This window comes from Prochlorococcus marinus str. NATL2A, from assembly GCF_000012465.1.
Taxonomy (GTDB): Bacteria; Cyanobacteriota; Cyanobacteriia; order PCC-6307; family Cyanobiaceae; genus Prochlorococcus_B; species Prochlorococcus_B marinus_B.
In genome coordinates this window covers 1,036,756-1,060,110 of sequence record NC_007335.2, presented here as the reverse complement: position 1 = coordinate 1,060,110, position 23,355 = coordinate 1,036,756, and the positions used below count along the sequence as shown (strand labels likewise).

Genomic DNA, 23,355 nt, shown 5'->3' with positions numbered 1-23,355 from the left:
AGGTCAAAAAAAAAGCCCTCAAAAAGAGGGCTTTAAGAAAATCAAGTTAAAGACTTAACCGATTGCAGGTGCAACAAGAGCTACAGAAGTAGACTCAGCAGCTGCTAGGTCAAGTGGGAAGTTGTGAGCATTACGCTCGTGCATTACTTCCATACCAAGGTTTGCACGGTTAAGTACGTCACCCCAGGTTGGTACAACCTTGCCTGAAGTATCAACTACAGACTGGTTGAAGTTGAAACCGTTCAAGTTGAACGCCATGGTGCAGATGCCCATAGATGTCAACCAAACACAAATCACTGGCCATGAAGCCAAGAAGAAGTGAAGGCTACGGCTGTTGTTGAAGCTTGCATATTGGAAGATCAAACGACCGAAGTAGCCATGAGCTGCAACGATGTTGTATGTCTCTTCTTCTTGTCCAAACTTGTAACCGTAGTTCTGTGAATCAAGTCCTGTGGTCTCACGGATAAGTGATGAAGTAACCAAAGAACCATGCATTGCAGAGAACAAAGCACCACCGAACATACCTGCTACACCAGCCATATGGAATGGGTGCATCAAGATGTTGTGCTCAGCCTGGAAAACGAACATGAAGTTGAATGTTCCAGAAATTCCTAGAGGCATACCATCAGAGAATGAACCCTGACCGAATGGGTAAACAAGGAATACAGCGAAAGCTGCTGATACAGGAGCTGAGTAAGCAACACAGATCCATGGGCGCATACCTAAACGGTATGAAAGCTCCCACTGACGTCCCATGTATGCAGAGATACCGATAAGGAAGTGGAAGATTACAAGCTGGTAAGGGCCACCGTTATATAGCCACTCATCAAGAGTTGCTGCTTCCCAGATTGGGTAGAAGTGAAGGCCGATAGCGTTACTTGAAGGAACAACAGCACCAGAAATGATGTTGTTTCCATACATGAATGAACCAGCTACTGGCTCACGGATACCGTCGATATCAACTGGAGGAGCAGCGATAAATGCAACGATGAAACAAGTTGTTGCCGCAAGAAGGCAAGGGATCATCAAAACACCGAACCAACCGACATAGATACGGTTGTTGGTGGAAGTAACCCACTCGCAGAATTGTGGCCAACCTTTGAGCAACGAAGAACGCTGCTGCTGAATGGTGGTCATGAAAAAGAGCGTTAAGTATTTGCTCGAGAGAGCAATAAATAAGATCAGATAAAAAATCTGACAAATGGAATTTAGCTTCTAAATCAGATATATCGGATGGGTAAACACACCAAAATTTTTTCAAAGGGAATTAGTAAATCTGCTGGTACGAATAATTTTTTCTTATCCAATCATTAATCTCTCTTTTGTTTCTCTATTTAATCTTTCATCGACTGATGAAAGTGCTCGTTTTTTTATTTAAAGAACTAATTCGTTTGTAAACGTTTTGAGGGTGATGTTTATTGAACCAAATTAGTTCTATGTGTCATAATCAATAACAAATTGTTGGAACCTTTTAAATGGGGAGAGGTCCTACTGATAAACGAGCATTCGAATTTTTTCTTATTGAGAAAGGGGTAAGTTCGAAAGATATTGGATGGATACTATCTAAATTAGATAGTCAGGAATACGTTTTAGATGACTGCCATTATATGGCACGAATATCTAGCAAAGAGTCTGAAATTAAAGCAAAAGAAATTTTTATTAATCGTTATTTTGTTTTAAATGTAAGAGGTGTTATTAGTGAAAATAATCCTAATGACCTCTTCCAAGAATGTATAGATAAAAAGAAAATGTGGGTATTGCTTGAAAAGAACTTCGGAGCTACTTGCATAAAGCTTCCAGATGCAAGTGTTGATGTGGATACATATTTATTTGTTTGTGGCCCTAATAAAAAATGTCGAGAGGTAACCAATGCTCAGTCATCCATTTTCTTTTCTCCGAATGAGATTAAAGAACCCAAAAAGCCTAATCCATTAGAAATGAGCTCACTTCGATTGGCTGGATAAAGTAGACAAATGAATCTTAGGATTAATTCTAATCTTGAAATACCAGGTAATGAAATAAAGTGGAGATTCTCTAGATCATCAGGAGCTGGTGGACAGAACGTAAATAAGGCAGACAGTCGAGCTGAAATTGTATTTAACGTATCTGAATCAAAAACTTTAACTCCATACCAGAAATTTAGAATCTCAATTCAGGATGAAGTCAAGCTTTCTAATGGTTGTATTTGTATAGCTGTTCAAGATAAAAGAACACAATATCAAAATAGACAATTAGCTATAAATAGACTTACTTCAACCTTACGAGATCTTTTAAAGCCACCTCCAAAGACAAGAAGGGAGACAATACCTACTCGCTCATCACAGAGGAGGAGAATTGAGTCAAAGAAGAAAAGAGGTGAATTAAAAAGGAATAGGCAATCAAATATTGATTATTAAAACCTAAGGAAGGAATAGAACAAAATCGTTTAAAATATCAGTTATAGATGAAATTCATGAGTTGATAAGATTGTCAACTTAGCCCTTTTATCGGTTTACGCTGATACCATTTATACATGTAAATATTTTTAGTCGTTACTTCAATATTGGGAGATTTTTTTCTTTGCCTTTATTGGGAGAAGAAAAATTTTTACATAGATAGATAATGATTTATATCTGCTAATCGATAGGTCTGGATATCATCTTTTGTAGATGATAAGTGGCCTGAGGTTGAGAAGCCTAAATTACACAAGAGGCATATATTACATTACTCAAAATCTATTCAATATATGACACTTGCTAATAAAAATTTTTTAGATCAGACAAAGACAAAAATATGGTCTTATAAAGATCTAAATCAAATGGCTCAAAAATTACGACGGTTATACTTGGGAAGATCTCTAAGTATTAAGAACCTTTTAGAGTTACCCTAATTAAACTGATATTAAAATCACCATTAAAGATGTCTTTCTAATACTTTAATAAAAGTAGAGTTTCTTATTTTTTTTAGGCTTAGTTTCAAAGTTGAATTATCTTGGAGCATCAGACCTTTTTTTACTAAATATGGGAGAAGCCAAAAGAAGAAAAGAGTTGGGATTACCTCCTAGAGAAAAGAAGATAAAGCAAAAGGAAAAGAAAGCTGGTTTTATAAGCACTCTCTCAGCCAAATATCCTTTTCTGCCCTTCATTCTTGGAGGAGTTCTTTTGGCTGTTCTTATTGTTGATCTTGTGAATTACTACAAATAAAAGGATAGATTGAATAGTCTCTTGCAGTTTGTTGCCCAAGTATGATCAACAGCTTCGACAATTTTTCAGCGCAGCGCTGCAAAAATAAATATATAACGATTAAATATCTAGAGCAAATAAGTTCATACAGAGCTGACTAGGAATTTGGTGATATTGCCTGGAATGACTGATTGAGCATTAAGACTTATTGTCATTTTGTAATGGTTGATACAAAAATGCTTGTCATTGTAGGAATGGAGTACTAGCTATGTCGCTTAGAAAACCTTTCCATGTAACTGTTAATGGTGGATCAATTCATTGCTTAGATGGATTGTCGGGCCGAATCTTTAGAGCTTGTTCTGCAAATCAATGCACTTACACTGGGGACCTACACAGTGCTAAATCATTTTTAGATTTTATCGAAAACAATACTATTAAATTTCTTCCTTCTGGACAAACAAAGGAGAAAATCCCATTTCAGCGTAAAACAACTCTCAAATGGAATACTGATGGAAGTCTCTCCTCTGTCGATATGGCTAGGATATTAAGTCGTCTTGAACAAACAAAATTGACTGAATGTGAACTCTCATGTCAATGGGGAACCTCCTCGAACAAAGAGATAAATAATTTGTAGACGCTTCCTTTTAAGTGGTAATTAAAACTTTATCTGTTACGGTTAGTAGAAGCAAAATATTCAATCAATTGTTTTAGGTTGCTTTAATAACCTAGATCGTTGTCATGTAAGCAAGGAACCCAACAGGAACGAAGAGTAAGGCAGCAATCGTAAAGCGAACAAATTTGCCTGTGCCTGAATCTCTTGAATAATCAGTGAAATGCTTCGCGTTGTTCCACTCGGACCAATTTTTTGGGCTGTTTTTAGATGATGTCATTGTGAGTTAAGCAAATACGGTAGTACCAACTTCATAAGCACTAGCTAATAAAAGTAGTGCAGGAAGATTCCAGAGAATGATTAGTTTTGCAGCAGTAGTTTTGTTGATTGCAAGCATGACTAAAAGTCTGGTTTAGTAGATTTAAAAAAGATGAATAAAACATAATAGAAGCTTTTAATAGTAGTAGGACGGTTGAAGTAGGGCTATCCAGTTCGGGCTATTTATACTTATTAGAGTCATCAATAGATCTAATCATTGGATCAATATCTCTCTAAGTAGTTGTTGTATTTAGTGTTTGAGACTTATTTTTATTGATTATTAGAAGAAGCCGTACCCGACCGTATCTTTCATTTAGAAAATTCATACTTTACATTCATTCACATCAACGCAATCCCAGTAATGACAACTTCTTCCAACGCAGCTTCTTCTCAGGTAATCACTGAGTACGGCAAGCAAAACATCTTTGGCCGTGAAACACAGCCACAGCTTGTAGAGGACTACACCAGCTATCCAGAAGAAGCTGAGAAGACAAATGGCCGTTGGGCAATGATCGGGATGGTCAGCCTTTTGGTTTCATACTTCACAACAGGTCAAATCATTCCTGGAATTTTCTAAACCAATAACTACTAATAAGTAACTATTAAAAACAATGCAACCATCTAACAAAACAATCCTAGAAAGAAGCATCGGCAGACCAGCCATGATGGCATTCGTTCTTCTAACAGGTATCTACCTAACAACCGGTCAACTTATCCCAGGTGTTGTTTAATGAAAAACCAAACGACTGAAACTCCAAGAGTAGAAGAAGGCAAAGTCATTGCAGAAAGACTCAATGGCTACGCAGCTTTTGTTGGATGCTGGGCACTCATCGGTGCATATCTAACAACAGGTCAAATTATCCCAGGTGTTGTGTAATGAACAAAGAAACTAACTACTGGAAAACAGCAGAGCAAATGAACGGTCGTCTAGCGATGATGGGCTTCTTTGCAGCAGTCATTAATTACGGAATTACAGGCTGGATCATCCCAGGAATTGTATAGTCCTACCTTTCAAATCAAATAAAAAAAGGCCTCTTCTCTGTCATTACGGAAGAGGCCTTTTTATTGCTTTAGACGCAGAATAATTTACTTTTTTACAATACTCCCTCTTTCAAATTTCTTATAAATCACATAACCAATAAGGAATAGAACAATCAATGAAAAATTCTTATTAAAGATCTCAATTATTAGATAAGCAAATACAGGGATGAATAAAAATCTTTTAGTCGAGAGCTTCTCTTCTGGCGTTAAATTTTTCCAGTCAAGATACCTTCTCCATTGAAAAACTCTTTTCATCTCTCTTCTGTTAGGTTCTTCCCTGTTGAAAAAGCTATTAAGTAAAGCTTTTAGTTCATCTAAACGGTTCATGAACTAATCATGCCACTTTTTCTTATTGAAACAACAGATTGTTCGCGTTCATTGTTTATCTCAACTAACTATTTTGCAAAGATATTTAAACTTCTAACCCTTTTGAATTACTAAGGTTGTCCCATATATCCTTTGATTCTTTGATCAAAATATTTGCATCTTCGTCTCCTAGAAACGAATGAGCATCTCTCATAAGTTGCACATATTTGAGCCTAATTTCACCCATTCTTATCTCTCTATCTACATTATTTAGCGCAGATTTTTTTTTGTAAGGTGCATGTGAGAAATTCAATTTGCTGTTGTGATGGCTTCTCATTCAAAATAAATGCTATAAATATTTAGCGAGAAGAGGAAGGGTGGTATACAGGACACCATTCCTATCTCTAGTTGGTATTAATCCAACACTTAATTATTCTGTCTTGAAGGTTTTGAGAGTGTGTTAGATGTTTGTTCGGTTTTAGGAACTATGTACTTTTTACTGGCCATCTCATAACCATCAAACCTTTCAAAGTTCGACAGTAAAATTTTCTGTGTATTTATAATGATTTGTGAATCTTACGATTAATTCAAGTGTAGTGAAGAGATTTAGGCAAAAGTAAAAATATAGCTGTTAGGACTAAATTTTTTACTATCGCTAATGACGTATTAGTTTCAGTATTTTTATAAATTCCATCACGAGTTCTTGATGGTTGTTTCCTCCGAGGCGATGAGATTTAAAAATTTAAATCCACAGATAAAGAGAATATGAGAACAGGCTAAATGCAATAACCTCTAAATTAATAGTGTCCAAGAAAAAGATGGGTCTAAATAAGCCTTCGTAAATACTAATAAAAATCTAATTTCCATACGACTAGATACTCGTTATTATCACAATAGTTTGGAGCATTAATAGCGTTAACTGGATTATCTCATGATTTGAGTGTAAAATAAAAAATATGGGGTGTAATTTTTTAGAATGCCATTAAAGAAAAAGTCAGTACCAGTTCCATGGGATCTGAAAGAGGGGGACGATAATTATTTAAAAGAGCCTTGGATTCTTAAGAAAGGAAAAGAGTTTATTACTATTGAGACAAATAATAATAATAGAGGAAATTTTTATCTTCAAAAAGATGATGAAAAACGTCTCTCTTTAAGTGCTCTGCAAACTAAATTGACATATCATCAACTCATTGAGTTTGGTTATAAGCTTCAAAAAACAAAAAGGAAAAAAACAAAAAATCAAGAGGTAACTGATGAATCATTTTGAGATGAACAATTATTTTTTTTAGTTAGAAGTTCTGAGTTTTAAATCAGATTTACTAGCAACTAAAATTATAGTTGTTAGTAACGAACACTTATTAAAGTGTCTTTATGTCTATTGAAAGCACATAAATTTAGCTTTTAGTAAAAATATACATAGGAAATTTGAATGGAAATCCCAAAAGTAATTATTACTAACAAAAAAAAATAGTTAATCTTGATTCTTTTGTAAATCAGGTTGGTTTATCTTCTTATGACTTAGCCTTAATTTCACTTAATAAAATCACCAACAAAAGCAAATCATATTAAATGATTCCTTAAGAATTACTTTTTCAATTTAAGTTAAGTCTAAACTGTCTACTTTATAATGACTACTTTATTACCATAATAAAGTAGTCATATGAATTATTTATAGCTGTAATAACTACTACTGACTTATGGATGTAGCTATTGCGACTGAATTTATATGATTTTTTATTACTCTTGAGTTAAAAGTTTAATGAACAAATGAAAGAAACAATCAATCAATGGTTTTCCTCGAATTTCAATGCAGACAAGGCTGAAAAATATAACGGCTGGGCTGCCATGATTGGAGTTATCTCTGGCATTGGTGCATATGCAATTACTGGACAAATTATTCCAGGAGTGTTCTAGTCCAAGTAAATCCATTCCTGATGATGAGAACAGATTGTGATAATTTTTACGAAGTAATGAATAAAATGAACAGAATTTAATTATATGATTTGGATTAATTGAAGAGAATCTATGTTAACTACTTTATTCGTTTCTGCATTTCCTTGGTTATGGCTTGCTGGAACAGATCTTGGAATAAATCATTTCACTACTGACTTAATTCTTGTTGTTTCATTTGCAGTTTTGACTGCCCTACCCATGTCATTCCTAAGGCCAATAATTAAGAAGTGGGAACAAGCTGGAGTAAAGAGCTCTCTTTTTACAAAATAGAATTTGGAAGTTGCAGTAATTTGTTTAGGGGGCATTAGCCCCCAATTTTTTGTTGGTAATTCTTACCGATTGAATCTTTTTGGTCTATCGATTTAATAGAAGCAATTTAAACGATGTTATGTCCATTACAGCTTTCTTGAAAAAAAAGATTTCTAAAATAAAAAAAAGGTTTGATGTGCAAAAAGTTCCAATGATGATGCAGAAAGATCTGCAAACGATGGCTTATTTGAACAAGATTTAAAACGATATCATCAAGACATAAGCCAAACTTATAAATCAGAAAGTAAGGTAGATCCAGTTGAGCTTTTGTTATGACTGCTGCTGCTCCAACAGTAAAAGATCAGGAATTAATGCCGTTTGGCTTGGTTGAATCAGCAGGTGTAAATGCATTTGCTGATTTTGTCCCATCAAAGTTGAACGAAACCGAATCAAAGGAAAAAAATGATTTTATAAATATTTTCATTTGTCATTTAATTTTTTATGTAGTTTTTTGCATTTCCCTTGTGTTGCACATCCTTATTGATCTTGGCTTTGGATCGTTTGTTAAAAATCAATTCCTTCAGTTGATTAAAAATCCAAAGAATAATGTTGTTGAGAATAATCCTGCTTTCGCTTGATTAAACAAAATTTATAAATTAACTATGCTCTGCAGTTAATTCGAGGCGTGTATTTAGATTTTTGGCTAACTATTTGATGCCATATGAGATTGGCTTCTTTGGCTAAATCCATATATTCATTTCTGCCTTCAGCATTCTTCATTTTCAATAATGTGAATGCGTACCGATAGGTAAGTTTTTTGGTCATGATCATCAAGTCGATGGATAGAAGGATGTATCAAAGAATCAAATTTGATTGTATTTAATGTAACAATATGAACTTTTTATGTCGTAACACCAATCATTGCAGCTATTTCACTAGCCAGTAACTTTTTATCTCACCTTCTTTTTTATATGGAATGTGAGACAAAATGACAGATTTCATTCTGGAATTTTTTGATTTTATGATTTGAAAAATTTGAAATAATTCGCCTTAGCAGAAGGCTATTGAACTTTTTCAAATAAAGGCTGAGATAAAAGGAGGACAGATCATATGTTGCCTCTTAGGACAATTAAAAAAGGAGGTTTTGCCAAAACATCATCCAAAAAACATGTTTAGAAATTAGACATAGTCTATTTTTGTGGCTGTTGAGGTTACTGTTTTTTGATTTTTTATTGTTTGAGTATTACAACCAATAAAAATTGAATTCAACTTATTTATTACAGTGTTTTTCCTATTGCTGATAAAATTGGTACTCGAAGTAGACAAATTTCCATCTATTAAAATCAAATAATAAATTTCAACTCTTATGGGAGATAAGAAGAAAAAGAAGAAATGCAAAAAGAAGAAATGCTCTGCTTGGAAGGGGGGTAAATGTATTTGTCATGGTCAATAAAAACAATCATCAATAATCCGGCCTATTTGTTCTATACACCCTTTTAGGAAAGTCAAAATCTTAATTTGTAGAATGTATGTCTACTAGGGATGCCACTACCTCGCCTAAGCAATGTTGAGAGGAATGTTGCCTTTAAGTTGTTATAGCAGGCTAACTAAATGGAAATCATTTTAACCATAGTTGTTCACCCAACTTAATTAGTTAAAAATGACATCGTCTATGAGCCAAAAAAGTGCTCTGAGTTGAAGAAAATAAAACATTTCACTGACTATTCAAGAGATTCATAATCAGGTGAATTTTATCGTTTTACGATTTTATCTTGCGACTTTTTCCTGTTGGGTTTCTCTGTTAAATGACAACTATCTATATTTTTGATATCTCTTGCTGATTTCTAAGGTCAATTATCATTTTCTTTCTAGTTTCTCAGCCTAGTTGTAAATGCATCACCTTCAACAAAAATCTTTTTTCGATTAATACCCGCTGGCAAAGCAAAAATCAGTACTACAGATAGGAAAACAATTAAATCCAGTGGGAATCTACCAATTCCCCACTCTGAGAAAGCCAATGCTAGAGGTGTGATTTGCATCTTTAATTTATGTTGGTCAGCCAAAATTTATATGAGATTATAAAATTTGAAATATCGGCTTAGCAAAAGTTATTGATAGAGATTGGAATCATTAATAACTACGTCACCACAGTCACTAACATATGTCATTTTTTTTGAATCCGCAGCAAGGTATTGGGAAAGTCCTAATTCCTCCAATAAAATTGCTAAAAACTTTGACCACCATATACTTGTGAATCGTAAGTTAATTTAAATTGTGTAAGTATTTGCTCAGGATCAAATACTACGTCAACTCATGGGCATAAATAAATAGTCAGGAAAATAGCTATTTACACCAATAAGGATGACAGCAGTGCTTGAAAGCCATAGTGTTGCAAGAACAGGTGCGGATCTAAACCATTTTGTACGAAAGATTTTAAACATTGAAAATTTAAGTGTATGTAAGACAAAGTTTTTGAGTTTTTCGAAAGCATTTGAGTTAAACCATATCTTTTCTTGTGTATGGAAAGGAGTAAAACTTAATTACAACTCTTAAGTATAGTTATAAATCCTCTTATTAACTAGTGGGGGTGTGAAAACACTACTTTGATAGTTTTATGAGTTTTAGGTGGTCGAATTAAATCCGTTGGGTAATATCAAAAAGTAACTAAAAAATATCGTGACTTCGACTCACGTAATAAATGGTGAAACTGTTACTCTCTCCTCTGCTAATCGTAGGATTATTGTCTCCAGTCGCTACAAAGGCAGAAGTATATAAGGCCTTATGTGATATTGATCAATCCACTGCAAGTAATGTCGACTCAAGTATTGAGGTTTCTAATTGTCAAATAACTCTTTCAGAGGAGGGGTTTTTAGGACCAACCGATTTTATCCCTAAAGATAATATTTCGCAGTGGTACTCGGTCCGACAAGAAGATAATCTTCTCCTCGGTGTTGCAGGTGCCGCTGGCGGGACCTATACAGGAGCATTTGTGGGCATTGCAGTATGTGGTGCAAGTGCAGGAATTTTATGTATACCAGCTCTCCTTGGAGGTGTTTATGGAGGAGGTCGTCTAGGATCTCAAGTAGGAAAAGGTAAAAATTTCTTATTCTCAGTCATTGGTCAGAATTCTGAAGGAAGCACCGTTGCTCAGAATTTTAGAATGCTTAAAAGGAAAACTTCCAAAAAGCTTAAAAAGGATTTATCTGAAATTACTGGTTTAAAAATGGGGCAAGTCAAAATTGTTGGCAAATGAAGTGTATTTTTCTAAAACCATTAATTCTCAAATAATATTGGTATTAGAAGAAATGGTGGGTGCTATGAAAAGTTGTGTCTATATATAGTTTCAGTTCATCAAAAAAATAACTCTAAAGCTGATGAGTAAGAAAAAGAAGGCAAAAAAAACAAATACCAAAAATGTTCAAAAAGTTCTTGAACAACAACCTGAAAAAAACAATACGCTTGTTTTTGGTGGGATTCTACTTGCAATGAGTTCCATAGGTCTTTTGATTTTTGTACTTAGCGATAAGGTGTTTCATCTGAGTTAAGCCTTTCTGTGTTCATTAATAATTGCTTTTGAGAGAAATATCTTTTAATTTTTTGCTTCCATTCCAAATTATCAAGGGGGGCAGACCCCTCTAACTTTTAAGACTTTGATTGCTAACCCAACTCTTTATGAACAGCAAGATGTTCACTATCAGTAAGAACAGGAATTACCTCAACATTATTCCCAAATCCTTTACACCAAGGCTGGCACCATTTCCAAACTGCTTTTTGGTCGGATGCTTTGACAATCGCCCATCCACTAGCTTCTTCAGGATTTACGACTCTGTTTATGACCTCAAAACCTTCAAACTTGTCTGATTCGCAACCACTTTCAACATATTGAGCAAAGACGTCGGCCCCTTTCTTATGTGCTTCTTGATCAGGAAATTGCCAATGAATTAAATAAGTTGCATTAACTACTAAGAAAAATTCATTACAACACATCTAATAAAAAATTGTTAGCTGATCACTAATCATGTTTATAAGCTAATTAGCTTCATTAAAGCTATCTCTTGGTCTGGCTGAAGGTAAAAATGTATAGCAATGAATAAATCGAACCGAACCATGTAAACCGAATATCACTCACGCACACTTTTGTTTGAAGTACCACAGAATTAAACAAAACAATTAGCAATGACTTACTTCAATAGGGTCTCATTAGAAGAAGTATTAGAAGAGGATATTTTCTTCAACTACGAACAATATTCAAATCTTTTAGAAGATTCTGAGTGGTAATGAAAACAACTGAATTACTTTTGATTTTTTTCTCATTGTCTTTTTCTTTTTTAGGAATATCTTTGCTTGTTTTTTATTAGATATTATTCATCCTTTTTTACACGGCTGACTTGTATCGGATTAATTACTTATGTTCATTAGATTTAAAAAGTGCTTTTATATTGAATAAGTAATCACAATCTTAGCTTTCGATTTTACCTGATGGAAGACCAAATTATTGCTGCTGAAAAAAGCACATCTATTTCCGCCGAAATATGCCATTGGTCAGGAGCTGTATTTGGTATTTTGTTTGGTTTAGGGTTCTTCTTGGCTGAAGTTCAAAAGAATGACTTAAAGTCTTTACCTTGGTGGAAGCCAATCTCTGCCCTTTTGGCTGGAGCAGCAGTTTCAGCTCACGGTAACAATGTTGCTAATAATAAAAGGACAGCAGAATTAACTGCTTTGTTGGTGAGATCAACAAATAGCGCGTCCGAGTTGCCGATAGCAAAGTTTTCAGAATATTCTGATCTTTTAGAGGACTCTGATAATCAATGATTTACTAATCTATTCAGCGATAGAATTGTCAGTCTAATATTTTATAAGGTTTCTTCTTTCTTAAATAGCGAGAAAAGAGAAACCTAAAAACGTCAATGACAATGACGAAAATATTAAAAGTAGTTCAGTGTATTTCATTTGATGACCTCTAGAAATTTACTCTTTGTGGTTGAACTTGATAAGAACAGATACCAAATTGCAAACACTCCATTTCTTCATCGTTATTTGATGGATGTTTTGAAAAGCTGAGTCTTTCAGATAGTTGACTAAGAACAAGACGAGCAGCATTTTCAGCAGCCTCTGTAGACAATTGAGCAAATCGATTTCCGTAGGACATAAGCACGCTCGAAGATCCACATTTTATTTCTACTCCTATTGGGTGAATGATACCTAGAGAATAAACACTTAAGTATTTATTCTGTTTCAATAATCAATAGTTTTTTCTATCAAGATTTTTACATTTTGAGCAACTTGTTTTTCTTGAAATTATTTGAAGATTTTAAATTAGGCATACAACATTTTAATAGCTGTAGGGATTGGCTTTTTTAGATTATTAGGTTTAATAGATTGAAAATTAAGTTGAAATTGATTGATGAGCGGTGATACCCTGCTTTCTCATTTGCCAGTAAAATTTTATTCTGATGAAATGACTGAAACCAAAAAGATCATTTATTTAGAACGAAAATTTCATGAATTAGATGAATTTATTGAAAATATTCCTGAAGTCGCATGATGCTGGATTTATTTTTATCCAAAATACAACTCTTCTGGTCTAGGTGATTGGGCTTGAACAGCACAAATCCCAAACTGTAAACATTCCTGTTCATCGTCCTTTCGTTGTTTTTCAGTTTGAAGATTACTGTTGAATATTGCTTGGATGTTGTGAATTACAGGTTTGAATGGATTAAAAGACATAATTAAACTCCTTAATTACTCTTTACATTTCTACTCTAATCAGGTGTCAAAAACTAGAGAGTAAACCGCAAAGTATTTATACGCCTTTACAGGGTGTGAAGAGGCCGTTTTAAGTATTAAATGACGTGCCTAGATTTAACAATATCTAAAGTTCCCGAATGATCAAAACAATAATAAGAGCGATGTATTCTGCTTTTATTTCTATTGTCTTAATCTCAATTATTCTGGCTGGCTGGACTTGTTTTGCATTTATTTCCCAACCCACAAAATCTGGGGAAATAATTAATTTGATACAAGATATGTATGAAGGTCAGAAGTCGGTAATCATAAACGTTGTTGATCTTTCGAAATTACTAATAAAGGATAATAGTGAAAGAATAGCGAGCGAAGATAATAATCTTTTAACAGAATCAGAATTACTGATTGATCAAGAAGACAAGTCACTATTAGATGAGCCCTCAATTCTAGAAGACAATGGTGATAATCCTCTTGGGATAGTTATTGAACCATCTTTACCTGAAGTAATCGAAGAAAATTTGCCTGAAATTAGTGAAGGACCATTAGATAATGATCAGAGTGAGGTTCCTATGAATGAAATGGAAATGGATATGAATTAACTTAGTTAAACGGACTTTCTGAAAAGGGTTTAATATTGATTTGTTTCTTATTTGTACTTATGAATAAAATTCTTCCTTTAATACTAGCCTTTTCTTTTACGACAGCTCCTGTTTTGGCATGGGGTGAAGGTGGATGCTCTCTATCAAATAAGAATAAAGCAAGTCAAGATGAGACTATTGAGCAAGTTGATAGTTCCGATTCTTCCGATAGGTAAGTTCATGAGAATGAATGACTCATTGCTATTCAGAATTGTTTCTTTCTCTCTTGGTCTTCTTTTGATTGTCTGTCCTGTTGCTCTTAATGCAGTTGAAATAGATTTATCGCTTAAAGAGTCAGATTCAAGTGAAATTGTTCAAGCTCCTAGCCAAATGACAGAAATGCAGATGAATGATCTTTTTGGTGAAGATCCCTATTTAGGCCAAACTTCATATCTTCAATCTCCTGATGGTTTTACTCAAAGAGAAAAATCAAAATAGTTTAATTGTTTGTACATTGAGATAGATAGAGTAGAGCGTGGAGAAAAAATTACTTCGCATTAATAAAACATTTGTATTTTAAGCAAAGCGCTAGAAAATTGACCTACATATATTGAAGTAGCTTTCCTTGACTGTATAAATACTTGAGTGTTCCTCCCCATAGATTTATTTAACCAAAATGAGTAGAAATTAAAAAGGTTATTTAGATCTCTAACTATGCCATTTTCAAAGCAATTGTTTGATAATTTTTCTGGAGTTCCTACCCAGAAGAATGAAATGTCTGAGTTGTTCTCTAATTACAAGCCAAAATATGATGATGATGTGATGGAATGTTTGCAATTTGGTATCTGTTCTATGCGTTCTGCTCCTCCTAGAGAAATACCTTATTTTCACTTTTGAATTACCTACATTCCTTATATAACATTTCACTTGTGCTATTAATTAATTAATTTAATTAGCCAATGTTAACCAGCGTAAAATTATTAAAATCAAAACAGTCGTAACTAAAGGGAATGCTGGGTAACGAGTTTTAAAATTAGCAGGAGGCCAAGGAGACCATGAGATAAGCCTTCCTTTTGGTTCTTTGATTAACTCCTTCTTTTCTGAAGTCTTGGAGGTCTTTGGGATGAATCCAAGTTTTTTGTTTCTCTTTGCTTCTACCATCGTTAATTCATCTAAATCAAAATATTAAAAGGTCAATTTTGAGAGTGTGACTTTGAGCAGGACTATGTTGGTCTTGTTTTTTGATTTTTTTAATATAATTTGTACACGAACATATCCTGAATTTGAATAATATCTAAATAGTTGTTTTGTGCACTCTTCACTAAAGAAGCCTTAGCCTTAAGAATTTCTCGTGCAATGTTTAATGAGAGAAGAAGTATTGAAAGTTTTAATGCTTATCAATGTATTCGTAGCTATCTCGTTGATTTATCAATGCAAGAGTTGATTGAACTTGCCAAAGACTATGGAATCGAAGTAAGTAAAGCTTCTAATGTGAACAATATTGGAGGTTAACCCTACACGCGGTTGATAATATCCCTTCGCAGAATAATTATTGATAAATCAGTAACCAAGATTTAGTTAAATGAGTAGACACAATGTTCGGGTAAAAGCTAGGTCCCCACATGGCTTCATAAAGAATGTAGTCAATAGCAAAGTAGACGATCAACATGAAAAGCTTCATATGTTTACCAAAGTTGTCATGGAAAAGCAGGCATTGAGAGAGAGGTACATTAAGTTAATGAATGATGCAGAAAAAGCCGTTGGTAGAAAAGAGGCTATCTATATCCTCAGAGATGCCGAAATTATTTGGAATAAAATTAATAGCTAAATGATTGCTTTTTGACTTTCGGAAGTATCATTTAATTATTTGTATTTTAGTCATACTTACAATTTCAATTACCTAAATTCAAAGAAATAAATTAGAGTTCAAGGTTAATTATTGTTCTTCAGTTTTTTCTGCCATTAAATCAATAAGGTCATCAATTATCTCATCTTCATCCTGGCCGATAATTGTCTGTGTCCCAAGGTCAAAGGTAGATTTTAAATCAGAAAGTAATTCTCTATCTTTCTGGTTTAGAGGATTTATTTTATCGAAGTCTTGCATCATTTATAAACAGTAGGATCGAAGTTGATCTCAAGTTGATTAGTGTTATTGGAAAATTGATCAAGTCCCCACAACTCTCCTCTGTTTGAAGCCTCAACTATTGATTCATAGAACTCAGGGATGTGTGATGACATAGTACTAAATGGATATTGGTGAGATGCCAGCTGAGATTTGATGAAAATTGATCACTCCAAAAGAAATAAGAGCTGGGATGAACCAACTAAATGGAAGAAAAATTCTGATTTTAGACTTTGTTTCTTCAGACATAGTTTTGACTCAATCAATTAATGATGTTTCAATTATTTATTTAGCGAGAGCTTGTTTTGTTCGGTTACCTATATAAAAAAGCCATCAAAAGAATCTTTTTATGCTTGCTTTTCCTATTGAGGATAATTAAGCTTTTTTTTTAATTCACAACCCTTGCTACGTAGAATTTGAATTTTGGTTTTATTTCATGATGAACAGCTGTAATGGGAAACCCCCCCAGCTCCAAAGAATTTCTTGGGCTTAAGTCTGTCATATTTTTTCTGTATTTCTAATGATTGCTCCTCGTAAGGTTCATCTAAAACAGCTTGAAGCTCTTTTATGAGGCCATAATCGCCTTCCTCTGCCTTTTCGTATGCTGGTGTAATGAGCCATTCCCGCCAAGTGTATTTAGGATTAATGCTTTTCATCTTTGCCGAAATTTCATTTTGATCACCTTTGCTTATTACTTGCTCCCGCCATCTTTGTAGCCAACTGATCCACTTGCTCTCAGTCTCTTCTGAAATTGGTAGATAGAAACTATCTTTTAAGTCCGTAAGTTTGTTTGGAATACTTGAAAGTTTTCGGAAAAAGATTGTGTAGTCCACCTTTGTGTGAACCATGAGCCGTAGCATTTCGTTTACTAAAGGTGCGTCATAGGTGACTAGGCCTAGTTTCTTTGCCCACATGTTTTCCATTTTTTGATTCATGACTGTAGTAAATCCATCACGGATACTATCGAGCCTTTCCAGTGACTCTGCGTTGCCATTAAGCAGAGGTCGAAGAGCCCCCCAAAACATTTGATAATTTGCTTCGGCAGCAACTTGTTGGTTAAAGAATGCAAAATGTTCACCACCTCCTGTCCAAGGTTGGAATCTCGGATCGAAGAGTTCGCAAAATCCAAATGGACCGTAATCGAGGGTGAAACCACCTGCAGCACAGTTGTCACTGTTGAAATTACCTTGGCAATAGCCGATCCGCATCCAATTGGCTACTAATGATGTGAGTCGTTCTCGGAATGAATTTGCGAGCTCAACGACTTGATTGCTAAAGCTAAGGGTCGGATCAATTTCTTTCTTATAATTTCTTACGATTAAGTGCTTCACAATCATCTCGAGCTCTTTCATTGCATCTTGATGCTCATTGTTGCGTACTCGACGTGCAAAGAGTTCTATCTGACCAACCCGTAAGAATGATGGTGCAACTCGTGTTGAGATTGCGGCTGGGGTCTCTACCAATATGTCTGGATTGATTGAATTTGAGTCTTTTGTATACCAAGGTCTGCGTACTGTTTCAGATCTAGAGGCATATAGTGTGAGAGATCGTGATGTTGGTACTCCAAGTGACTGCATATAATCCTGCGCCAAAAACTCACGAACACTTGAACGTAGCACTGCTCGTCCGTCAGCTCCTCTGCAGTATGGTGTAGGCCCTCCTCCCTTAAGTTGCATCTCCCATCTTTTGCCATTAAATAGACCTTCAAATACTGAAATTGCTCTACCATCTCCATAGCCGTTACCTGTCCCAAATGGACACTGCTGAGTATATTCAGTTCCATAGATCGATAGTGCGTAACCAGTAGCCCAACCAACTGGTCGCATGGGTGCTGTTGCAACGCTTATATCGCCTGAAAATAGACGACGAAAAAGTTCATCTAGAGCAAGTTCTTGACTCAGGCCTAATTCGTTAAATAATGTTTTACTGTGCGTGACATATTCCGGCTTTGAAATCGCTGTTGGAGTGACAGGTACATAGTGACCAGAAAAGACTTCTCGTGTTAGGTGGTCGTCACCATCGTCAGTTGCCTGAGGGTCAGCTTTGAGTGAATCCATGAGTGAGTAGTCAGCCTGTTTCGCAAACTCAGAAAAAGTTCTTGTTTTCGGCATAGCTTCAGTACTGCTCATTCAGACCTATTGGTGGTTAGTTAAGTCTTTTAATTTGATGATTCTTTCATTTATATTTCTAGCATAGATCCGTAGCTTTAATGCTGAAAATTTTATTTTGAACCAGTAGATAAGACTTAAAAAATTGGGAGTGTAATATTGTTGATTCAGTTATGTCGATGAGAAAGTTGCAAGACATAAAAGTAGATGGCCAATACAATCCGTTTTACAAATTAATTCGTATCAGCTACATTTTTAAAAAACTCACAATAAACCATTAAATCAGATTCTTTTTCTGTCTTGAGATTTAGGTCTGAGATTGCTTTTTCCGTTTCAATTCTGTAGGCATACCAATCTAGGCAAAGATTTCTTTGCCTTTGAGTTTCAGAGATTACATTTGTTTTTAAGGAACTGACTGGAGATGTGTTCTTGGTACAGCCACTCATAAATAGAGCAAATACAACAAGAGAAAGAAAGTGTTTCATCTTTTAATTAATTTTTGAGTAACTTGTGATGACGGTTGAATCATAAATGAAGCCGACTTCCTTAATTAAAGGTCTTCCTTCATGATTAGAAAACATTGTGATTGATTTACTTTCTCCAGCTTGCTCTAATAAATTGGCAGTACAACGACTCTTTCTTTATATCTCTATAAAGACAAATAATTTTTTCTTCTTTCATAAGTTTTGTTCTATTCACTTTCATTGACTGCTGTCCATTCTTTAGACGGAACATAAATCTCGAAGCTGAATAAGCTTGTCTCAAGAGACTCTTATTAGATCGAATAATTAGAAATAAAAAAGATTTTTCCATATTCTTATTTAGAATTCTGTCGCATTAGTCATATCTTCAGCCTCTTTTTACAGAACTAAGTTATTTGAAATATAAGTACTTCTCATTTTGCGAATTGGTTGCTTATCTAAAAAGACCTGTTTTTTTCTTTTGAGTTTTTGCCTGTAGTTGTTCTTCTACGGCTAATGTTGCTTTCTTATGAGCAATTTTAGCCTCAATCATTGTGGTGATTGAAATCAAAAATAAGCCTCCTATCCCAATTAATTGTTGAGATTTTGTTGGCTCTGTATCACCATTCAAAATGGCACCTAAAACGAACCAAGCTGTAGCAGCTCCTCCAGTTGCAAAGTAAGGAATCCAGCGACGTTGGTAAAGGTATCCAGCACCTAATCCTGGAAGAAAATTTAATGTTGTAGCTACCCATCCACTGGATGATGCAAGAATTTGTTCCTTCGAGGGATTATCCATGGAAATCTTAAAAAATTAATTATGTCTATATCAGTTGTTTTATGTGGACTGAACTTGCAGTTGTGAGTTACACCACACAATTAGAACCCCTTCTTTTTGTTTTAAGCGGATGACCAGACTCGAACTGGCGACATTCAGCTTGGGAAGCTGACGTTCTACCACTGAACTACACCCGCAGATGTTTAAGTTAGCGAAGTTGAGGAGCCTATTCCTATCTTTAGACACTTTCTGAAATGAGAGTCTAATCAGTTCTTTGAATGCCTATATGTCTGTTTTTAATGTCTGTTTCAATTTCTTTCTTGATCATTTCGTAAAGGGCCAATTCTTCTGGATCATCTGAACCAAGTCCATAGCCCATCGTTGCAGCAAGATAAATTTTGTGTTGTCTATGAGAACTTAGACTCATTAGCTTTTAAACAATAAACTAAGTTAGGGGTTGAATCATCTTATCTAAGAAGATAACTGCAAATGTAATTTAAATAAATCACAGGGATCTAGAAGTTGATCAATATCTGATTAAGCAGAAATGATTTCTTTTTTTCTTGATCTCTTTAAAACTGCGTAAAAAGTTAAAACACTTATCGTTCCAGATGGACCTATAAATACATGCCATATTTGTTCACCTGAACTTGAAAGTAGAATTCCGAAAAAAGTAGTAAAGATTACTCCCGTGATCGGATAAATAAGGAAGACCCAATCTTTAAAGCGGCTCCACCATTGCGATATAAGTAGAATACTTATCAATACTTGAATTAAAATAGTTGTTGACTTGCCTAGAAACCAATAAGAAAAAACCGCGGCAATTATTAACAAAATATTATTAGTTATGATCGACTTGTTTTTAGCTACTGAAATAGTAAAGAACGATAATCCAATAGAAAGAAATGAATAAAACAGCCAATTGTATATTGATGAGTGATCTACATATATCCAATCCGTAGTCGTATGATCGAACATCTCAAACATTGAGGCAAGACCTAGTGAGATAAAGGCAAAAGGGGTTAGCAAAGGAAATCTAATTTGCTTGAATTTGTTCCTGGACTTAATTCCAATAATGATTGGGATGAGAAAAGCTTGTAGATGTGCGAATAACAATAATGATCTGAAGGTCAATTAAATTAATTTTGAGCTAATACGAAATTAGCAACTTTATTGAAATCTTCCTAACACGATAGCTAATGTTTTTTAAAGAAACTTACTAGAGATTGAAACTGGGTTTGTTGTTTAGCAGAGAAAATCCGAGGACGGACAATTCGAATATTTGGACGTTGACCGCACATTCAAAAAATATTAAAGAGAATATTCATATTCAAGCTAATACTAAGATAAAAGCAACAAGTAAAGCTGCCAGAAGATATGCACTTTATTTCTCCAAATTCACTATCAAGATTATTTGCTGTAATGGCGGTGACAGTTTTTGAGATGATGGGTTTTTTTGCGGTTTTAGATCCTTTAATTAAAGGCTTTATCCAAGTTGCTCTTGTAATTGGACCATTGAGTCTTGTCGGTGTGATTTTGTTACTTAGAAAAATTGAAAAAGATCATCCAGAACGTATACGCTGGAAGTAATGAGAAAAGAAGACGAATTCAACTCTGATTCGAATTATCCAGAAAACTTTTGGCCGAAGATATTAACTCTTCTTTGTATTGGGGTTTTTATTTATTGGGTTATGACTTCTCAAAATGCTGATAAAAATCTGGATAAATATCTTTTTGACCCAATACACAGACTTTTTGACAGAATAAAAATAAATGAGTTTTTCGTAAATGATTAACAGACTTATATCAAGTGAAAGATCAAAATGGATTTTTGTGATTGGAGTGGTTGCAATTGGTGCAGGATTCACGGCAAAGAATGTGATCTCCTATCCAACTGAATGTATGAGTGAAGAAGTTGTACAAAAGTTTGTTACACCTAAAGGAATTACTAGGAATTTCACCATTTTCTAGTTTTTTTCCTCAATAAGTCCAAAAAGCCTCTACATTTAAAGAAAGAAATTTTAAAATGTTTTTTTTTAATCCTTTTTGGCCTTTAACAGCTTTAAGAATCGCTTCGTTAAAAGCAACTTCAACATTACTTTTACTTCTTTTAATTAAATCAAACCTTCTTCGTTTGAAAGGTGGCCTTATAGGAGGACTTGTTGCACTCACACTTATTTCTGGATTGATTGTCTCCACTACAGTTGCAGGCGGAGCTGCTTACTATATTTTTCAAAATAAAAAATCAAATGATGATGACGTAAACATGTCAGACGATGATGTAATTAATGCTGAAGCAGTCTCAGTTTGATATTGTTTTGCAGTTACGTCTCAAAGATTGATAACTACTCAAAACTAACCAATTGTTTTAACTACCTTTCTAACATATTCAATTTAGAAATTTTATATAAATATTTTTTTTGGACAATTGAGAAATTGTAAGAATTAAAAAATTGAATTATTTAATTATCTATTGGTTTATGAACAAATTTAGGGTTTCATTTTTTAAATTGTCCATCGATTTAATTATCAAATCTGCACCTGCTTTTTTTAACTCTGCCTCATATCTGAGACGTTTCTCTCTACTTGAATCTACATGTAAGTGTGGGGGGGCAATCGCGAGACTGATAAATTTCTGATCAGGGATCTTAATTCGAGCATTTATAACTGTTTTAACGTCTGCAACAGTATCTCCAATATATGCAATTGGGGGATTGGAAAAACCTAAGGGCTTTTTTGAAAGTTTTGATGATAATGAAATAAAACCTGTTGGATCAGGTTTTTCTGGTGCTTCACCCATTGCAATCAAGGGAGCAGAGGCTAAGCCGAGCCTTTGCTCTAAAACAAATTTCGCTGATGGTAATTCAGCTCCACTTACGAAACCCCAACCAATTCTTCGCTGAGTTAATTCCTCAAAAAATGTTTTTTTGACTAATAACGTCTCATCTTTAATAAAGCCTGACCATTCACTAGAGTCATGATTTGGATCTCCACCAAAATAAAAGTTTTCAAAGCATTCAATTAAAATTTTTCTAGACGGAGCTGAAAAAGAAAGATTGTTTTTTTGTACATGTCTATTAATCATTTCTAGGCTCAAATCCCAATCGTTGTTCCAACAGCCTTCACTTTTTATAGAATCAATATCTTCTATTGAGGGTCTCCACCCACTAAAAAAATTTACAGTTTCTTGGATAGCTAATCGATAGCTGTTGGTCACGTCACGAATAACCCCATCTATATCAAATAAAATTAGGCCAATATTATTCATCATTGAGTTTTCTCTCTAATTACAAAAGTTCAATGGAATTTATTGTTTACGTGAAGCTTAAGTTCTAACTCACGATCTTTGAGTACTTTTTCATTTTTAATAATTCGATTACCAAGCCACGCAATACCCACACCAATTACCGCAGGTAAACCAATTGCCGAAAATCTTGTAATACTATTCATTGGTTTAATAAAAATGCAAGAGATTTTGTTTCAGTCTTCTTTGAAGTTACCAAGCAATTTTAAAAATTAAAAATTTAAGTTAATTTCAACTTGTTTTGGTTCTTCTTAAATCCCTCCATAAACAAGCCATCAAATAGAAATAACCTGCCATGGAAATTATGTAAAATGATGTCATCAGCTTTGTTCTGCTGTGGACATTTGAAAAATTGAAGCAGAACTAACTACTAAAAGTATCGCGAACAAAATTATGTGATAAGGAGTAAGCATGAATAATTCAAAAAGACTCCATGAATTTAAACAACTGTTAAAGCCGTTGTTGTAGTGCAATGCGAAGTTTTTTAGGGTGGTTACACCAATATTTGAGAAAATGAGGTAAAACCATATTGAATAAATTGTATGCAATGGTTAGTTTCCTTTTCTTAATACTTAAGCCAGTGCTCTTTTTGATGTTGAAAAAATTTTTTAAGAAGCAAAT

At 34.4% G+C, this 23,355-nt stretch carries 46 protein-coding genes and 1 tRNA gene; 26 read left to right on the top strand and 21 right to left on the bottom strand.

The genetic code is table 11. The features are described from left to right. Positions 1-54: 54 nt before the first annotated feature. Complete coding sequence (gene psbA, locus PMN2A_RS05880; protein WP_011294225.1) at positions 55-1,137, bottom strand: photosystem II q(b) protein; 1,083 nt, start codon at positions 1,135-1,137, stop codon at positions 55-57. 338 nt (positions 1,138-1,475) lie between these two features. On the opposite strand from psbA, the gene PMN2A_RS05875 reads away from it, so the two are divergent. The 8 genes from PMN2A_RS05875 (at position 1,476) to PMN2A_RS05840 (ending at position 5,091) form a co-directional block, all read left to right on the top strand. After that, a complete protein-coding gene (locus PMN2A_RS05875) occupies positions 1,476-1,964 on the top strand; it encodes a hypothetical protein (protein WP_011294652.1) in 489 nt (162 codons plus the stop codon). A 9-nt stretch (positions 1,965-1,973) separates the two neighbouring features. Further along, positions 1,974-2,396, top strand: a complete 423-nt coding sequence (gene arfB / locus PMN2A_RS05870; RefSeq protein ID WP_011294651.1) for an alternative ribosome rescue aminoacyl-tRNA hydrolase ArfB — start codon at positions 1,974-1,976, stop codon at positions 2,394-2,396. A 603-nt stretch (positions 2,397-2,999) separates the two neighbouring features. Continuing rightward, complete coding sequence (locus PMN2A_RS05865) at positions 3,000-3,182, top strand: hypothetical protein (RefSeq protein WP_041711201.1); 183 nt, start codon at positions 3,000-3,002, stop codon at positions 3,180-3,182. Between the two features lie 247 nt (positions 3,183-3,429). Then, positions 3,430-3,795 (top strand): hypothetical protein, encoded by a 366-nt coding sequence (locus PMN2A_RS11075; protein ID WP_011294649.1) that lies wholly within the window; start codon positions 3,430-3,432, stop codon positions 3,793-3,795. A 655-nt stretch (positions 3,796-4,450) separates the two neighbouring features. After that, positions 4,451-4,666 carry a high light inducible protein gene (locus PMN2A_RS05855; protein ID WP_011294349.1) on the top strand — a complete coding sequence of 72 codons (216 nt, stop codon included), beginning with the start codon at positions 4,451-4,453 and terminating at the stop codon, positions 4,664-4,666. A 34-nt stretch (positions 4,667-4,700) separates the two neighbouring features. Then, on the top strand, positions 4,701-4,820 hold the full coding sequence (locus PMN2A_RS05850; protein WP_011294968.1) for a high light inducible protein: 120 nt from the start codon (positions 4,701-4,703) through the stop codon (positions 4,818-4,820). After that, a complete protein-coding gene (locus PMN2A_RS05845) occupies positions 4,820-4,966 on the top strand; it encodes a high light inducible protein (RefSeq protein ID WP_011294648.1) in 147 nt (48 codons plus the stop codon). The genes PMN2A_RS05850 and PMN2A_RS05845 overlap by 1 nt, the downstream gene beginning before the upstream one ends. Continuing rightward, a complete protein-coding gene (locus PMN2A_RS05840; RefSeq protein WP_011294605.1) occupies positions 4,966-5,091 on the top strand; it encodes a chlorophyll a/b-binding protein in 126 nt (41 codons plus the stop codon). The genes PMN2A_RS05845 and PMN2A_RS05840 overlap by 1 nt, the downstream gene beginning before the upstream one ends. Before the next feature lie 84 nt (positions 5,092-5,175). Here the strand turns inward: PMN2A_RS05840 and PMN2A_RS05835 are convergent, their stop codons facing one another. Continuing rightward, positions 5,176-5,457: a hypothetical protein gene (locus tag PMN2A_RS05835; RefSeq protein ID WP_011294647.1), complete on the bottom strand. Its 282-nt coding sequence runs from the start codon at positions 5,455-5,457 to the stop codon at positions 5,176-5,178. Positions 5,458-5,542: 85 nt separating this feature from the next. Beyond that, on the bottom strand, positions 5,543-5,749 hold the full coding sequence (locus PMN2A_RS05830) for a hypothetical protein (protein WP_225866291.1): 207 nt from the start codon (positions 5,747-5,749) through the stop codon (positions 5,543-5,545). 663 nt (positions 5,750-6,412) lie between these two features. On the opposite strand from PMN2A_RS05830, the gene PMN2A_RS05825 reads away from it, so the two are divergent. The 4 genes from PMN2A_RS05825 (at position 6,413) to PMN2A_RS05815 (ending at position 8,276) form a co-directional block, all read left to right on the top strand. Continuing rightward, a complete protein-coding gene (locus PMN2A_RS05825; protein ID WP_011294646.1) occupies positions 6,413-6,703 on the top strand; it encodes a hypothetical protein in 291 nt (96 codons plus the stop codon). A gap of 500 nt (positions 6,704-7,203) precedes the next feature. Next, positions 7,204-7,350, top strand: a complete 147-nt coding sequence (locus PMN2A_RS10700) for a hypothetical protein (RefSeq protein ID WP_011294645.1) — start codon at positions 7,204-7,206, stop codon at positions 7,348-7,350. Between the two features lie 111 nt (positions 7,351-7,461). After that, entirely contained in the window at positions 7,462-7,659 is a 198-nt protein-coding gene (locus tag PMN2A_RS05820; protein ID WP_011295109.1) for a hypothetical protein, read from the top strand. Positions 7,660-7,970: 311 nt separating this feature from the next. Next, positions 7,971-8,276 (top strand): hypothetical protein, encoded by a 306-nt coding sequence (locus PMN2A_RS05815; protein WP_011294644.1) that lies wholly within the window; start codon positions 7,971-7,973, stop codon positions 8,274-8,276. Positions 8,277-8,298: 22 nt separating this feature from the next. Here the strand turns inward: PMN2A_RS05815 and PMN2A_RS10695 are convergent, their stop codons facing one another. The 3 genes from PMN2A_RS10695 to PMN2A_RS10120 form a co-directional block, all read right to left on the bottom strand. After that, entirely contained in the window at positions 8,299-8,463 is a 165-nt protein-coding gene (locus PMN2A_RS10695) for a hypothetical protein (protein WP_155105423.1), read from the bottom strand. Between the two features lie 1,043 nt (positions 8,464-9,506). Continuing rightward, entirely contained in the window at positions 9,507-9,701 is a 195-nt protein-coding gene (locus PMN2A_RS05810) for a hypothetical protein (RefSeq protein ID WP_011295131.1), read from the bottom strand. A 243-nt stretch (positions 9,702-9,944) separates the two neighbouring features. Next, the gene (locus PMN2A_RS10120; RefSeq protein ID WP_011294643.1) at positions 9,945-10,079 is read right to left on the bottom strand and encodes a photosystem I reaction centre subunit IX PsaJ; all 135 of its coding nucleotides are present in this window, start codon (positions 10,077-10,079) and stop codon (positions 9,945-9,947) included. A gap of 257 nt (positions 10,080-10,336) precedes the next feature. Between PMN2A_RS10120 and PMN2A_RS05805 the strand changes: the two genes are divergently transcribed. Together PMN2A_RS05805 and PMN2A_RS10690 are read left to right on the top strand one after the other, a co-directional pair. Further along, on the top strand, positions 10,337-10,891 hold the full coding sequence (locus PMN2A_RS05805) for a hypothetical protein (RefSeq protein ID WP_011294642.1): 555 nt from the start codon (positions 10,337-10,339) through the stop codon (positions 10,889-10,891). Between the two features lie 121 nt (positions 10,892-11,012). After that, the gene (locus tag PMN2A_RS10690; protein WP_011295011.1) at positions 11,013-11,183 is read left to right on the top strand and encodes a hypothetical protein; all 171 of its coding nucleotides are present in this window, start codon (positions 11,013-11,015) and stop codon (positions 11,181-11,183) included. A gap of 112 nt (positions 11,184-11,295) precedes the next feature. On the opposite strand, the gene PMN2A_RS05800 is transcribed toward PMN2A_RS10690, so the two are convergent. Next, positions 11,296-11,625 (bottom strand): DUF3303 domain-containing protein, encoded by a 330-nt coding sequence (locus PMN2A_RS05800; protein WP_011294641.1) that lies wholly within the window; start codon positions 11,623-11,625, stop codon positions 11,296-11,298. Positions 11,626-12,117: 492 nt separating this feature from the next. On the opposite strand from PMN2A_RS05800, the gene PMN2A_RS05795 reads away from it, so the two are divergent. After that, positions 12,118-12,450, top strand: a complete 333-nt coding sequence (locus PMN2A_RS05795) for a hypothetical protein (RefSeq protein ID WP_011294640.1) — start codon at positions 12,118-12,120, stop codon at positions 12,448-12,450. Between the two features lie 148 nt (positions 12,451-12,598). Here the strand turns inward: PMN2A_RS05795 and PMN2A_RS05790 are convergent, their stop codons facing one another. Further along, positions 12,599-12,877: a hypothetical protein gene (locus PMN2A_RS05790; protein ID WP_011294639.1), complete on the bottom strand. Its 279-nt coding sequence runs from the start codon at positions 12,875-12,877 to the stop codon at positions 12,599-12,601. A 165-nt stretch (positions 12,878-13,042) separates the two neighbouring features. Here PMN2A_RS05790 and PMN2A_RS10685 point away from each other — a divergent pair, with 165 nt between their 5' ends. Further along, a complete protein-coding gene (locus PMN2A_RS10685) occupies positions 13,043-13,183 on the top strand; it encodes a hypothetical protein (RefSeq protein ID WP_181414053.1) in 141 nt (46 codons plus the stop codon). Between the two features lie 14 nt (positions 13,184-13,197). Here PMN2A_RS10685 and PMN2A_RS10680 read toward each other — a convergent pair whose 3' ends face one another. Beyond that, the gene (locus tag PMN2A_RS10680) at positions 13,198-13,365 is read right to left on the bottom strand and encodes a hypothetical protein (RefSeq protein WP_011295171.1); all 168 of its coding nucleotides are present in this window, start codon (positions 13,363-13,365) and stop codon (positions 13,198-13,200) included. Positions 13,366-13,523: 158 nt separating this feature from the next. Here PMN2A_RS10680 and PMN2A_RS05785 point away from each other — a divergent pair, with 158 nt between their 5' ends. The 4 genes from PMN2A_RS05785 (at position 13,524) to PMN2A_RS05770 (ending at position 14,858) form a co-directional block, all read left to right on the top strand. Further along, positions 13,524-13,982: a hypothetical protein gene (locus tag PMN2A_RS05785; RefSeq protein WP_011294638.1), complete on the top strand. Its 459-nt coding sequence runs from the start codon at positions 13,524-13,526 to the stop codon at positions 13,980-13,982. Positions 13,983-14,041: 59 nt separating this feature from the next. Further along, positions 14,042-14,197 (top strand): hypothetical protein, encoded by a 156-nt coding sequence (locus tag PMN2A_RS05780; protein ID WP_225866290.1) that lies wholly within the window; start codon positions 14,042-14,044, stop codon positions 14,195-14,197. Between the two features lie 10 nt (positions 14,198-14,207). Then, positions 14,208-14,459, top strand: coding sequence for a hypothetical protein (locus tag PMN2A_RS05775; RefSeq protein ID WP_225866289.1), 252 nt, complete (start codon positions 14,208-14,210; stop codon positions 14,457-14,459). 216 nt (positions 14,460-14,675) lie between these two features. After that, a complete protein-coding gene (locus PMN2A_RS05770; protein WP_011295001.1) occupies positions 14,676-14,858 on the top strand; it encodes a hypothetical protein in 183 nt (60 codons plus the stop codon). Positions 14,859-14,909: 51 nt separating this feature from the next. On the opposite strand, the gene PMN2A_RS05765 is transcribed toward PMN2A_RS05770, so the two are convergent. Continuing rightward, positions 14,910-15,122, bottom strand: coding sequence for a hypothetical protein (locus PMN2A_RS05765; RefSeq protein WP_011295118.1), 213 nt, complete (start codon positions 15,120-15,122; stop codon positions 14,910-14,912). Between the two features lie 141 nt (positions 15,123-15,263). Here PMN2A_RS05765 and PMN2A_RS05760 point away from each other — a divergent pair, with 141 nt between their 5' ends. Together PMN2A_RS05760 and PMN2A_RS05755 are read left to right on the top strand one after the other, a co-directional pair. After that, positions 15,264-15,473: a hypothetical protein gene (locus PMN2A_RS05760; RefSeq protein WP_011295120.1), complete on the top strand. Its 210-nt coding sequence runs from the start codon at positions 15,264-15,266 to the stop codon at positions 15,471-15,473. A gap of 70 nt (positions 15,474-15,543) precedes the next feature. Beyond that, positions 15,544-15,789 carry a hypothetical protein gene (locus PMN2A_RS05755; protein ID WP_011294636.1) on the top strand — a complete coding sequence of 82 codons (246 nt, stop codon included), beginning with the start codon at positions 15,544-15,546 and terminating at the stop codon, positions 15,787-15,789. A 108-nt stretch (positions 15,790-15,897) separates the two neighbouring features. On the opposite strand, the gene PMN2A_RS10675 is transcribed toward PMN2A_RS05755, so the two are convergent. The 10 genes from PMN2A_RS10675 to PMN2A_RS05725 all read right to left on the bottom strand — a co-directional run bounded on the left by PMN2A_RS10675 (position 15,898) and on the right by PMN2A_RS05725 (position 20,564). Then, the gene (locus PMN2A_RS10675; RefSeq protein WP_011295067.1) at positions 15,898-16,068 is read right to left on the bottom strand and encodes a hypothetical protein; all 171 of its coding nucleotides are present in this window, start codon (positions 16,066-16,068) and stop codon (positions 15,898-15,900) included. Further along, on the bottom strand, positions 16,065-16,199 hold the full coding sequence (locus PMN2A_RS11035; protein ID WP_011295009.1) for a hypothetical protein: 135 nt from the start codon (positions 16,197-16,199) through the stop codon (positions 16,065-16,067). The genes PMN2A_RS10675 and PMN2A_RS11035 overlap by 4 nt, the downstream gene beginning before the upstream one ends. A 4-nt stretch (positions 16,200-16,203) precedes the next feature. Then, positions 16,204-16,332: a hypothetical protein gene (locus PMN2A_RS11030; protein WP_263892371.1), complete on the bottom strand. Its 129-nt coding sequence runs from the start codon at positions 16,330-16,332 to the stop codon at positions 16,204-16,206. A 185-nt stretch (positions 16,333-16,517) separates the two neighbouring features. Continuing rightward, complete coding sequence (locus tag PMN2A_RS05750; RefSeq protein WP_011294635.1) at positions 16,518-18,212, bottom strand: protein adenylyltransferase SelO family protein; 1,695 nt, start codon at positions 18,210-18,212, stop codon at positions 16,518-16,520. A gap of 212 nt (positions 18,213-18,424) precedes the next feature. Beyond that, on the bottom strand, positions 18,425-18,676 hold the full coding sequence (locus tag PMN2A_RS05745) for a hypothetical protein (protein WP_011294634.1): 252 nt from the start codon (positions 18,674-18,676) through the stop codon (positions 18,425-18,427). Positions 18,677-18,782: 106 nt separating this feature from the next. Next, on the bottom strand, positions 18,783-19,004 hold the full coding sequence (locus PMN2A_RS10670) for a hypothetical protein (protein WP_041710991.1): 222 nt from the start codon (positions 19,002-19,004) through the stop codon (positions 18,783-18,785). Positions 19,005-19,106: 102 nt separating this feature from the next. After that, positions 19,107-19,451, bottom strand: coding sequence for a hypothetical protein (locus tag PMN2A_RS05735; RefSeq protein WP_011294633.1), 345 nt, complete (start codon positions 19,449-19,451; stop codon positions 19,107-19,109). A gap of 104 nt (positions 19,452-19,555) precedes the next feature. Next, positions 19,556-19,627, bottom strand: a tRNA-Gly gene (locus tag PMN2A_RS05730). Between the two features lie 65 nt (positions 19,628-19,692). Beyond that, positions 19,693-19,857: a hypothetical protein gene (locus PMN2A_RS10665; RefSeq protein ID WP_011294632.1), complete on the bottom strand. Its 165-nt coding sequence runs from the start codon at positions 19,855-19,857 to the stop codon at positions 19,693-19,695. Positions 19,858-19,967: 110 nt separating this feature from the next. Then, the gene (locus PMN2A_RS05725) at positions 19,968-20,564 is read right to left on the bottom strand and encodes a hypothetical protein (protein ID WP_041710989.1); all 597 of its coding nucleotides are present in this window, start codon (positions 20,562-20,564) and stop codon (positions 19,968-19,970) included. A 288-nt stretch (positions 20,565-20,852) separates the two neighbouring features. Here PMN2A_RS05725 and PMN2A_RS10660 point away from each other — a divergent pair, with 288 nt between their 5' ends. The 4 genes from PMN2A_RS10660 to PMN2A_RS05705 are packed head-to-tail and all read left to right on the top strand — an operon-like array spanning position 20,853 to position 21,741. Continuing rightward, positions 20,853-21,020 carry a hypothetical protein gene (locus PMN2A_RS10660; RefSeq protein WP_187146435.1) on the top strand — a complete coding sequence of 56 codons (168 nt, stop codon included), beginning with the start codon at positions 20,853-20,855 and terminating at the stop codon, positions 21,018-21,020. Beyond that, positions 21,020-21,226 (top strand): hypothetical protein, encoded by a 207-nt coding sequence (locus PMN2A_RS05715; protein ID WP_011295095.1) that lies wholly within the window; start codon positions 21,020-21,022, stop codon positions 21,224-21,226. The genes PMN2A_RS10660 and PMN2A_RS05715 overlap by 1 nt, the downstream gene beginning before the upstream one ends. Next, entirely contained in the window at positions 21,219-21,401 is a 183-nt protein-coding gene (locus tag PMN2A_RS05710; protein ID WP_011294630.1) for a hypothetical protein, read from the top strand. Before PMN2A_RS05715 ends, PMN2A_RS05710 begins: the two co-directional genes overlap by 8 nt. Before the next feature lie 55 nt (positions 21,402-21,456). After that, positions 21,457-21,741 carry a hypothetical protein gene (locus PMN2A_RS05705; protein ID WP_011294629.1) on the top strand — a complete coding sequence of 95 codons (285 nt, stop codon included), beginning with the start codon at positions 21,457-21,459 and terminating at the stop codon, positions 21,739-21,741. 159 nt (positions 21,742-21,900) lie between these two features. On the opposite strand, the gene PMN2A_RS05700 is transcribed toward PMN2A_RS05705, so the two are convergent. After that, positions 21,901-22,698, bottom strand: coding sequence for a TIGR01548 family HAD-type hydrolase (locus PMN2A_RS05700; protein WP_036906404.1), 798 nt, complete (start codon positions 22,696-22,698; stop codon positions 21,901-21,903). Positions 22,699-23,355: the final 657 nt, after the last annotated feature.